This is a genomic window from Pseudomonas sp. I8001 (assembly GCF_013385345.1).
GTDB lineage: Bacteria > Pseudomonadota > Gammaproteobacteria > Pseudomonadales > Pseudomonadaceae > Aquipseudomonas.
Map to the genome: position 1 here is coordinate 248,012 of NZ_JACAQC010000033.1, position 9,355 is coordinate 257,366.

Below are 9,355 nucleotides of genomic sequence, written 5' to 3' on the forward strand. Positions count from 1 at the left end.
TATTCGCAATGAAAACTGGTAAAGAACTGAAACCCGGTACAGTGATCCGTCTCGAAAACGACCCTTGGCTGGTTCAGAAAGCTGAGTTCACCAAGTCTGGTCGTAACAGCGCAATCATGAAGACCAAGCTGAAGAACCTGCTGACCGGTTACAAGACCGAGATCGTCTACAGCGCCGATGACAAACTGGACGACGTGATCCTCGACCGCAAAGAAGCGACCCTGTCCTTCATCAGCGGCGACACCTACACGTTCATGGACACCACCGACTACACCATGTACGAGCTGAACGCTGAAGACATCGAAGCCGTTCTGCCGTTCGTGGAAGAAGGCATGGAAGACGTCTGCGAAGCTATCTTCTTCGAAGACCGTCTGGTTTCCGTAGAGCTGCCGACCACTATCGTGCGTAAGGTTGCCTACACCGAAGGTTCCGCTCGCGGCGACACCTCGGGCAAGGTGATGAAGCCTGCCAAGCTGGCTAACGGTACCGAACTGCAAGTAGCCGATTTCATCGAAATCGACGACCTGATCGAGATCGACACCCGTGAAGGTGGTTCGTACAAAGGTCGCGCCAAGAAGTAATTCTTGCGCCACCGGTACGATAAAAAAAGCCCGACCATGCGTCGGGCTTTTTTGTGGGTGCCGGTTTTTACTTCAGGTGTTGCTTCAGCTCCTCGGACGCCTGCAGCAGCGCCGAACGAACCTCCGGTACCTGGCTGACGACATTCAGCAAACCGTAGTCATGGATCATGCCGTTGTAGCGCACGGCGGTCACCGGTACACCGGCTTCATCCAGCTTGCGGGCATAGGCTTCGCCTTCGTCACGCAGCACGTCCGAGCCTGCGGTCTGAATCAACGCAGGTGGCAAACCCTTGAGCTGCGCGGTGCTTGCCCGCAGGGGCGACGCATAGATCTCGGCGCGCTGGTTGGTGTCGGTGGTGTAGTTGTCCCAGAACCACTTCATCATGTTGCGGGTCAGGAAGTGGCCTTCGGCAAACTGGTTGTAGGACCCGGTGTCGAAGTTGGCGTCGGTCACCGGCCACAACAGCAGTTGGAACTTGATTGACGGAGTGCCCTTGTCCTTGGCCATCAGGCTGACCACCGCTGCCATGTTGCCGCCGACGCTGTTGCCGGCGACGGCCAGGCGTTTGCCATCAACGTTGATCTCGCTGCCGTGTTCGGCCACCCACTTGGTTGCCCCGTACGCCTGGTTGATCGCCACCGGGTAGTGCGCTTCAGGTGATGGCGTGTAGTTGACGAACACCGCCGCCGCTCCCGACCCCACCACCAGGTCACGTACCAGACGCTCGTGGGTCGGGAAATCCCCGAGTACCCAGCCACCGCCGTGGAAGAACATGAACACTGGCAATGTGCCCTTGACCCCGGCCGGACGCACGATGGTCAGGCTCAGCGGCTGGCCATCGACCTGAATGGTCTTCTGGCTCACGTCGGCCTTGGGCAGCGTCAGTTTCACGCCTGACTGTGCACCTGTCAGCACCGCACGGGCTTCCCTGGGCGTCAGTTGCTCCATCGGTTTGCCGGTGCCGGCGTTCAGTACATCGAGAAACGCCTGGGTGTTGTGCTCCACGTCACCGCCGGCCGCAAAGGCATTGGTGATCGAGAAGGCGAGCAGGGTGCCGGTGAGTACTTTGCCAAATGTGTTCATGTTCTTCTCCAAAAAACCGCGTGGGTCAGACGGTTACGTGCAGGCGTACATCGACGTTGCCACGGGTGGCGTTGGAGTAAGGGCAGACCTGGTGCGCAGCGTCGACCAGGCTTTGCGCGTCGTCCTGGGCCAGGCCGGGCAAGCTGACGTGCAGGTCGATGTCCAGGCCGAAACCGCCGGGGATTTGACCGATGCCGACGTGGGCAGTGATCGAAGCGTCATCCGGGATTTTGCGTTTGGTCTGGCTGGCGACGAATTTCAGGGCACCGATGAAGCAGGCGGAGTAACCGGCGGCGAACAGTTGTTCCGGGTTGGTGGCCTGGCCACCCGCGCCGCCCAGTTCTTTTGGCGTGGAGAGTTTTACATCGAGGATGTTGTCGCTGGAAACAGCACGACCATCACGGCCGCCGGTGGCGGTGGCTACTGCGGTGTAGAGAGCTTGCATGGTGATTTCCTCGTCAGTATATGCGCTAAATGTTTGCGCGCTAAGTAAGTGGCGAGGTGAATGTATCGCGCTAATAGTTAGTGCGCAAGATATATTTGGAAAATATTTTGCGTGCTTTGATAGCCAGGCATTGCACAAACAAATGTGGGAGCGGGCTTGCTCGCGAATGCGGTGTGACAGTCACTAGATGCATTGACTGATCCACCGCATTCGCGAGCAAGCCCGCTCCCACATTTTTTGATGCGTGGTGCCTTTAGAGGGAGACTTGCAGGTTTTTTCGCAGTGCCAGTAAATCGCCCTGCAGCTTGCGCAACTGCTCGATGTCCAGCCCGCTGGCGCCCAGGATGCACTGTGGAATATCCATGGCTTTGTCCCGCAGGGCGCGCCCGGCCTCGGTCAATTCAACCACCACCACGCGCTCGTCTTCGCGGCTGCGGGTGCGGCTGAGCAGGCCTTCGGCTTCCAGGCGCTTGAGCAGCGGCGTCAGGGAGCCGGGATCCGTCAGCAGGCGATTGCTGATTTCGCCTACGGTCAAGCCATCCTCTTCCCACAGCACCATCATGGCCAGGTACTGCGGATAGGTCAGGCCGAGGGCTTGCAGCAGCGGTTTGTAGACCTTGGTCATCAACAACGAGGTGGAATGCAGGGCAAAACACAGCTGGTTGTCGAGCAACAAGGATTCGCAGGTATCGAGGGGCTTGGTCATGGCAGTGCCTTAAAACGTGTCTGGTTTCGAATCTAGCGGGCAAATCTTTAACGCGCCAGACAATTCTGTCCGGCCGGTCAACCCAGGCCGCTTTGCAGTGCCAGGTCCCAGGGCGGCACAGGGCTGAAGCGCGCCTTGAGGTATTCCAGCAACAAGCGGCTGCGGGCGTTGGCGTGTTGCTCCAGGCGTAGCGCATAGATGCCCGCGGTTTCAGGCGTCGGCAGGCCGTTCTCGCAGAACAGCGGGACCAGTTCACCGCGCACCAGGTATTCACTGGCGAGCCAGGTGGGCAGGTGGGCAACACCCAGTCCGGCCAGCGCGCCTGAAAGCAGGGCTTCGGCGTTATTGGCGCTCATGCGAATGCGCTGCGGGCGGTAGGTGGATTTGCGCCCATCGAGCTCAAAACGCCAGGCGAACATCGGTGCCAGGCCTTCCCAGTCCAGGCCGTCATGCTCGCTTAACTGGCTGGGATGGGTCGGGGTGCCACGGCTTTTCAGGTAGGCCGGGCTTGCGCAAGCGATGCGCACGATGCTGGCCAGTGGCGTGGCAATCAGCCGGGTGTCGACGATATGCCCGGCCCGCAGCACCAGGTCGACCTTGCCCAGATGCTCGCCCTGCATGTCGACAAAGCTGTCGATCAAGTGCAGGTGCACGTCCAGTCCCGGATAGACGTTGAGAAAGTCAGCGATGGCAGGCGCCAAATGCCGCCTGCCGAAAGCCGCCGGTGCGTCCACGCGGATCAAGCCTTCAGGCGCATGACTCAGCGACACCGCTTCGGCCCGCGCCAGTTGCAGCTCGCTGACAATCCGCCGGGCGCGCTCGGCAAACGCCAGGCCGGCGGGCGTCGGCACCACCGCATGGGTGCTGCGTTGAAACAGCCGGCTACCCACCGAGCTTTCCAGGCTGTCGATGCGCCGCGCCACGGCCGAGGGCGTGAGCGGGTGACGGCGCGCGGCTGCGGAAAAGCTGCCGGCTTCCAGTACGTCGAGAAACAGGCTCAGTTGATCGGTCAATGTATTGGGGTTCATCAGCGTCTGCTTGTGCGAGATTGGCACAGCCATTGTGCGTTGCTGTGCGTTTCCGCACCAGAGCGGACTGCGTAGCATGCAAGGCCTGGGAACAGCAGGAGCGAGCGGGTGGCAGATTTAGCGTTGTATTTAATGCTGGGCGTAGCGTTGGGCACGGTCGGTGGCTTGTTCGGCATCGGCGGCGGGCTGATTGCCATTCCCGTGCTGGGAGTATTTTTCGGCCTCGACCAGCAGATCGCCCAAGGCACGGCCCTGGTGATGGTGGTGCCGAATGTGATGCTGGCGTTGTGGCGTTATCACCAGCGCAACCGGATTGAATTGCGTCATGCACTGCCGTTGGGCGTTATGGGTTTTTCCTTCGCCTGGCTGGGCTCGATCTGGGCGGTGGGGATCGATGCTGACGTGATGCGGGTGGGTTTTATCGCGTTTCTGCTGGTATTGGCGTCCTACAACCTGCTGCGAATGTTTACCCACAATGCACCGCCGTCAGCGCAGATGCGTTATTCCTGGCCGTGGCTTGGGGTGTTGGGCGCGGCGTCGGGCTCCATGGGTGGCTTGTTCGGGGTGGGCGGTGCAGTGGTTGCCACGCCGGTGCTGACCAGCATCTTCGGCACCAGCCAGGTGGTGGCCCAAGGGCTGTCGCTGGCCCTGGCGCTGCCGAGCACCAGCGTGACCCTGGTGACCTACGCCTGGCACCACGAAGTGGACTGGCTGATCAGCGTGCCTTTGGCCGTCGGCGGTTTGCTCAGCATCAGTTGGGGCGTGAAAGTCGCCCACGCCATGCCTGAGCGCATGTTGCGCGGGCTGTTCTGCGGGTTCCTGGCGGTGTGTGCGGTGATGCTGACGTTTAAAGTTTGAAGCCTTCGAGGATGTATTCGGCGAGGCATTCGGTAATCGGCGAGGTGGTGCGAGGGTTGCGCAACAGCCGCAGGTTGACCGACGGCAGCGGCGGAAAACCGTCCGCTGTGCCCAATATGCGCAGGTCTTCGGTCACCAGGCTTTCCATATTGATCGTGACGGCCAGGCCGGCACCCACCACTGCGAGGATCGCGGCCCCGTTGGAGCTGTGATACGCCAGTCGGTACTCCTGCCCCTGGGCGTCCAGCGCGGCGCGTGCCCACTGCGTGCAAAAACTGTCGAGGCCAGAAATGGCCAGGGGCAGGGCGCTGTGCTCATCCATGCAGAAGCAGGGCGCCGCCACCCACACCATGCGTTCATGGCGCAGCAGTTCGCCGATTTCATTTCCCGGTTCGCGGCTGATAACGGTCAGGTCGAGGTCCCGGCGCTGCATCAGCACCGGCGACGACTCACAGTGCATTTCAATCTGGATCAGCGGGTAAGCCTTGGAGAAGCGCTTGAGAATCCCCGGCAAGTAGCGCATCACGTAATCGTCCGGGGTGCCGATGCGCACCAACCCGACCATGTGCGGCTCGCGCAGGGTGTTGAACACCTCGCTGTGCAGCTTCAGGATCCTGCGGGCATAGCCCAATAGCACCTGGCCTTCCGGAGTCAGCCGCACCTGGCGACCATCGCGCTCGAACAACTTGCGCTGCAACACATCTTCTTCCAGGCGTTTCATCTGCATGCTCACCGCCGACTGGGTGCGGTTGACCTGCTCGCCGGCGCGGGTAAAGCCCCCTTGATCAGCGATGGCGACAAAGGTGCGCAGCACCTCGGTGTCGATACTCGGGTAGCTGGACAATTGATCAATCTCCGAGATGTATTGCATAAGAAACATTCGTTGGATTGATCATAGCGCCAGGCACAGACTTCAGTCATCCCCACTGGAGGGCGAGATGATGAAAGGTCAAAGAGGCTTTGTACTGATGGCGAAGCGGCCGTTTTCCGGGCTGCTTCAACTGGGTTCCCGGTGGATGGCCGTGCACCGTGAGCGTCAGCTGTTGATGAGCATGAGCGATGAGGCGCTCAAGGACATCGGGCTCAACCGTGGCGATGTCGAGCAGGAAAGCCGCCGGCATTTTTGGGAAGACCCGCTGCGAAAATGACTCGGGATGCAGTAGGGTGGTTCGCGAGCACACAAGGAGATGCCCATGCCCGCAGAACTGTCCTTTTCCCTCAAGCAGGCGCGACGCCTGGCGCTGGCCGCCCAGGGTTTTTCCGGGCGCCAGCCGCCGGCGTTGATCAAGGCGGCGCAGGTCAATCGCCTGGTTGAGCGTTTGGGCGTGTTGCAGATTGATTCGGTAAATGCGGTGGTGCGTTCGCACTACCTGCCGCTGTTTTCCCGTCTGGGGCATTACTCTCCGTTGATTCTAGAACAGGCCGCCTGGAGTTCGGGGCGGCGCCGCTCGCTGTTCGAATATTGGGGCCATGAGGCGTCGTTGTTGCCAATGGCGTTGTACCCATTGATGCGCTGGCGCATGGAACGGGCGGCCCGGGGGCAGGGGATCTATCAGCAAATGGCGCGTTTTGGTCGCGAGCAGCAGGCCACCATCGTCCGGGTGCTGGGCATCGTCGAACAACAAGGCGCCCTGGGTGCGGGCAGTTTGTCGACCCGCGAGGAGCGCGCCGGCCCGTGGTGGGACTGGAGCGATGAAAAGCATGCGCTGGAATGGTTGTTCGCCGCCGGCCAGGTGACCGTCGCCGGGCGGCGGGGGTTTGAGCGTTTGTACGACCTGCCGGAGCGTGTGATCCCGGCCGACATTCTCCAGCAAGCCCCCTTGGACGAGGCTGAGGCGCAACGCGGTTTGCTGCTGCACAGCGCCACGGCGCTGGGGGTGGGCACTGAAAAAGACCTGCGCGACTACTTCCGTCTGGACCCGGCCGACAGCCGTGGGCGCCTGGCGGAGCTGGTCGAGGATGGGCAATTGATCACCTGCGACGTGCAGGGCTGGAAACAGCCGGCTTATTGCCTGCCCGAGCCAAAAGTCCCGCGCAAGGTGCCTGCCAGCGCACTGTTATCGCCTTTTGATTCGCTGATCTGGGAGCGCAGCCGTACCGAGCGGTTGTTCGATTTCCGCTATCGGCTGGAGATCTACACGCCCCAGGACAAGCGGGTATATGGCTACTACGTGCTGCCGTTCCTGCACAACGAGCGGATTGCCGCGCGCGTGGATCTGCGGGCGGAGCGGGCGGCCGGACGCCTGGCGGTGCACGCCGTTCACGAGGAAGAGCCGGGGCTGGACGAGGAGGGCATGCGCGCGCTGGCCCTGAATCTGCGGCAGATGGCCGACTGGCTCGGGCTTGAGCAGATACAGCTCAATTGCCAGCGGGCCAGTGCGGCACGGTTGCGGGTAGAGCTTTTAACGCTTGACCTGTTTTAGCGTCTCGGCGATCAGGAATGCCAATTCCAGCGACTGATCGGCATTCATCCGTGGGTCGCAGTGGGTGTGGTAGCGGTCCGACAGCCCGTCTTCAGTAATCGGCCGTGCGCCACCGATGCACTCGGTAACATTCTGCCCGGTCATCTCGATATGAATCCCGCCGGCGTAAGTGCCTTCGGCTTCATGCACCTGGAAGAACTCCTTCACCTCACTGAGAATCTGCGCGAAGTCCCGTGTCTTGTAGCCGCTGCTGGCCTTGATGGTGTTGCCGTGCATCGGGTCGGAACTCCACAGCACCTGCTTGCCCTCGCGCTGTACCGCGCGGATCAGGTTGGGCAGATGGTCGCCGACCTTGTTGGCACCCATGCGCGCAATCAGGTTCAGGCGGCCCGGGTCGTTGTCCGGGTTGAGGATGTCGATCAGGCGGATCAGGTCGTCGGGGTTCATGCTTGGGCCGACCTTGACCCCGATCGGGTTGTTCACCCCGCGCAGGAATTCGACGTGGGCACCGTCCAGTTGCCGGGTGCGATCACCGATCCAGAGCATGTGTGCCGAGCAGTCGTAATAGTCATTGGTCAGGCTGTCGCGGCGCACGAAGGCTTGTTCGTAGTTGAGCAGCAGCGCTTCGTGGGCGGTGAAGAAACTGGTCTCGCGCAGTTGCGGCGAGCTGTCCATGCCACAGGCACGCATGAAGGCCAGGGTTTCGTCGATGCGGTCGGCCAGTTGGCTGTACTTCTCGGCCAGGGCGGAGTTGGCGATGAAGTCCAGGTTCCACTTGTGCACCTGGTGCAGGTCGGCAAAACCGCCCTGGGCAAACGCCCGCAGCAGGTTCAGGGTGGCGGTGGACTGGTGGTAGGACTGCAGCAGGCGGTCCGGATCGGGCACGCGGCTTTTTTCGTCGAAGCCGATACCGTTGACGATATCGCCGCGGTAGGCGGGCAGGGTGATGCCGTCGATGGTTTCATCGTTGGAAGAGCGCGGCTTGGCGAACTGGCCCGCCATACGCCCGACCTTGACCACCGGGCAGCCGGCAGCGAAGGTCATCACAATCGCCATCTGCAGCAGCACCTTGAAGGTGTCGCGGATTTTTGCCGCCGAGAACTCGGCAAAACTCTCGGCGCAATCGCCGCCTTGCAACAGGAAGGCGCGACCCTGGGTCACCTCGGCAAACTGACGGCGCAACTCACGGGCTTCACCGGCAAACACCAGCGGCGGATAGCTCGCCAGGTTTTGCTCGACCTGCGACAAATGCGCGGCGTCAGGGTACTGGGGTTGTTGCTGGATCGGCAGGGCGCGCCAGCTGTCGGGGCTCCAGGGTTGGCTCATCATGAACTCGAGTGATTTGCGGTCGGGCCGTCATGTTATCAGCAATTAGTACGTGACCTGCTGCCGCCGGTTCGCCCACAATCCCGGCTTTCCCGTTGGCACGCCGTTAGGAGTTGCAATGTCTGAGGAGCGCGTCGAGCGCCTGCTGGCCGAGGTCCATGATGACTTCGGCATGATCCGCGTGCTGGAAGTGGCCGATTACCGCTTTCTCGAGTTTGGCGATGCCATCGAGCAGAGTTGTGTGTTTACTGCTGACCCGAGCTGGTTGGAGTATGACTACACCCGCGCGATGCTGATTGGTGCGTTGTGCCATGAGCAGCCGGAGAGTGCGTTGTTTCTTGGGTTGGGGGCTGGGACGTTGACCCAGGCTTGCCTGAAGTTTCTGCCTTTGGATGATGTGGAAGCCATCGAACTGCGGCCTGATGTGCCGCGTCTGGCCATTGAGTACTTGGGGCTGGATGATGATCCTCGGCTGTATATCCGCGTTGGGGATGCGTTGGAATTGCTGCCTTCGGCTGAGTCGGCGGACCTGATTTTTGTCGACCTGTATACGGATGTTGGCCCTGGGGTTGGGCACCTGGCCTGGACGTTTCTGGAGAGTTGCCAGAAGAAGCTGAACCCGGGGGGGTGGTTGGTGATTAATCAGTGGGCTACGGATGATGGGAAGCCTTTGGGGGCGGCGTTGTTGCGTGGGTTGTATCACCGGCATTATTGGGAGTTGCCGGTGAAGGAGGGGAATGTGATTTTGCTGGTGCCGGCGGATCTGGATCAGGTGCTTGATGTGGCGGCGTTGTCGGCGCGGGCTGAGGGGTTGGCGTCGCGGTTGGGGTATTCGTTGCAGTCGCTGATCAAGGCGATTCGGCCGGCTACGTAGGGTTTTGATTGTGTACATATCCGTTGCTGC

General features: G+C 61.1%; 11 protein-coding genes. 5 read left to right on the forward strand and 6 right to left on the reverse strand.

Features of this window, described 5'->3' with window-relative positions:
- The first annotated feature begins 8 nt into the window (after window positions 1-8).
- On the forward strand, window positions 9-581 hold the full coding sequence (locus HX839_RS22910) for an elongation factor P (RefSeq protein WP_003218698.1): 573 nt from the start codon (window positions 9-11) through the stop codon (window positions 579-581).
- Between the two features lie 67 nt (window positions 582-648).
- On the opposite strand, the gene HX839_RS22915 is transcribed toward HX839_RS22910, so the two are convergent.
- From HX839_RS22915 to HX839_RS22930, 4 genes are all read right to left on the reverse strand, one after another.
- Entirely contained in the window at window positions 649-1,665 is a 1,017-nt protein-coding gene (locus tag HX839_RS22915; protein ID WP_134325998.1) for an alpha/beta hydrolase, read from the reverse strand.
- 25 nt (window positions 1,666-1,690) lie between these two features.
- Window positions 1,691-2,110, reverse strand: a complete 420-nt coding sequence (locus HX839_RS22920) for an organic hydroperoxide resistance protein (RefSeq protein WP_003218695.1) — start codon at window positions 2,108-2,110, stop codon at window positions 1,691-1,693.
- Window positions 2,111-2,363: 253 nt separating this feature from the next.
- A complete protein-coding gene (locus tag HX839_RS22925) occupies window positions 2,364-2,816 on the reverse strand; it encodes a MarR family winged helix-turn-helix transcriptional regulator (RefSeq protein WP_003218693.1) in 453 nt (150 codons plus the stop codon).
- Window positions 2,817-2,893: 77 nt separating this feature from the next.
- Window positions 2,894-3,844 carry a LysR family transcriptional regulator gene (locus HX839_RS22930; RefSeq protein ID WP_008437773.1) on the reverse strand — a complete coding sequence of 317 codons (951 nt, stop codon included), beginning with the start codon at window positions 3,842-3,844 and terminating at the stop codon, window positions 2,894-2,896.
- A gap of 108 nt (window positions 3,845-3,952) precedes the next feature.
- Here HX839_RS22930 and HX839_RS22935 point away from each other — a divergent pair, with 108 nt between their 5' ends.
- Window positions 3,953-4,702, forward strand: coding sequence for a sulfite exporter TauE/SafE family protein (locus tag HX839_RS22935; RefSeq protein WP_177067712.1), 750 nt, complete (start codon window positions 3,953-3,955; stop codon window positions 4,700-4,702).
- Here HX839_RS22935 and HX839_RS22940 read toward each other — a convergent pair.
- The gene (locus HX839_RS22940; RefSeq protein ID WP_023659060.1) at window positions 4,692-5,573 is read right to left on the reverse strand and encodes a LysR family transcriptional regulator; all 882 of its coding nucleotides are present in this window, start codon (window positions 5,571-5,573) and stop codon (window positions 4,692-4,694) included. The two genes, HX839_RS22935 and HX839_RS22940, sit on opposite strands and share 11 nt — an antisense overlap.
- Before the next feature lie 70 nt (window positions 5,574-5,643).
- Between HX839_RS22940 and HX839_RS22945 the strand changes: the two genes are divergently transcribed.
- The gene (locus tag HX839_RS22945; RefSeq protein ID WP_003218685.1) at window positions 5,644-5,850 is read left to right on the forward strand and encodes a DUF1127 domain-containing protein; all 207 of its coding nucleotides are present in this window, start codon (window positions 5,644-5,646) and stop codon (window positions 5,848-5,850) included.
- A 45-nt stretch (window positions 5,851-5,895) separates the two neighbouring features.
- Window positions 5,896-7,125, forward strand: a complete 1,230-nt coding sequence (locus HX839_RS22950) for a winged helix-turn-helix domain-containing protein (RefSeq protein WP_177067713.1) — start codon at window positions 5,896-5,898, stop codon at window positions 7,123-7,125.
- Here HX839_RS22950 and HX839_RS22955 read toward each other — a convergent pair.
- Entirely contained in the window at window positions 7,105-8,451 is a 1,347-nt protein-coding gene (locus HX839_RS22955; RefSeq protein ID WP_003218681.1) for a class II 3-deoxy-7-phosphoheptulonate synthase, read from the reverse strand. The genes HX839_RS22950 and HX839_RS22955 overlap by 21 nt on opposite strands.
- Window positions 8,452-8,569: 118 nt before the next feature.
- Between HX839_RS22955 and HX839_RS22960 the strand changes: the two genes are divergently transcribed.
- The gene (locus HX839_RS22960; protein WP_177067714.1) at window positions 8,570-9,325 is read left to right on the forward strand and encodes a spermidine synthase; all 756 of its coding nucleotides are present in this window, start codon (window positions 8,570-8,572) and stop codon (window positions 9,323-9,325) included.
- Window positions 9,326-9,355 lie beyond the last annotated feature (30 nt).